This is a genomic window from Bradyrhizobium sp. TM233 (assembly GCF_036247965.1).
In the GTDB taxonomy this organism is placed as follows: Bacteria; Pseudomonadota; Alphaproteobacteria; order Rhizobiales; family Xanthobacteraceae; genus Bradyrhizobium; species Bradyrhizobium ottawaense.
Window position 1 is genome coordinate 1 of record NZ_BTIG01000138.1, and the last position, 865, is coordinate 865.

Annotated in this window: 2 pseudogenes; one reads left to right on the forward strand and one right to left on the reverse strand. The window is 66.0% G+C overall.

Annotation, left to right across the window (positions count from 1 at the left end):
• Positions 1-145, forward strand: a pseudogene (locus AABA86_RS34030) (ABC transporter ATP-binding protein); the annotation flags it as partial.
• 11 nt (positions 146-156) lie between these two features.
• Here the strand turns inward: AABA86_RS34030 and AABA86_RS34035 are convergent.
• Positions 157-865 (reverse strand): annotated as a pseudogene (locus AABA86_RS34035) (EAL domain-containing protein); the annotation flags it as partial.

Genomic DNA, 865 nt, shown 5'->3' on the forward strand with positions numbered 1-865 from the left:
GCTGCTGGTCGAGCAGAACGTCGAATGGGCGCTGCGACTGGCCGATCGCGCCGTGATCATCGATCAGGGCGAGGTGGTGCACGAGAGCAGCGCTGCGGCGCTGCTCGCGGACAAGGACATCCAGGAGCGCTACTGCGCGGTCTGACGTTTGCGCCTCTAAGCCACGACCTTGGCGCCGTCGAGGCGCTGGCGTTCGTTCGCGAGATAGTCGCCGATCGCATCGGCTGACATGGGTCTTGCGAAGTAATAACCCTGGATGAAGTCGCAGCCGAGCCGGCGCAGGGTGTCGAGCTGGGCGCGGGTCTCGACGCCCTCGNNGGCGGATGTCGTCGGGCCAGGTCTTGGCGGTCGCGAGTGCGCGCGTCAGCAGCGTCTGCGTCAGTGGCCGGATCAGGCCGATGCGCTCAGCCGCGGGAATGAAGTCGGCGGGGGAAACCCAGCCGAGCCGGGGGCTGTGCCAGCGCGCCAGCGTCTCGAAGCCCGCAGTGTGCTCGCTCATGGCATCGACGATCGGCTGGAACACCAGCTCCATCTCGGCGCCAAAATCGGAGGTGCGCAACAAATTCTCGATCACGCCGCGGCTTCGGATCTCGGCCTCGAGCTCGCCAGAGAAGATCACGGTGCGCCCGCGCAGATGGCGCTTGGCATGATAAAGCGAATAGTCGGCGCATTCATAGAGAGCTTCCGACGTCGTCGCGGAGTCCGGAAACAGCGCAAAACCGATCGAGCAGGACAGGCCGGTGTGGGCGGTGTCGAGCTGGTAAGGCAGCTTGACCTGCCCGCCGATGCGTTCGCCGAGCCGTGCCAGATCGGCATCGTCGGGATCACCACACACGACGAGGCCAAACTCGTCGCCGCCGAGCCG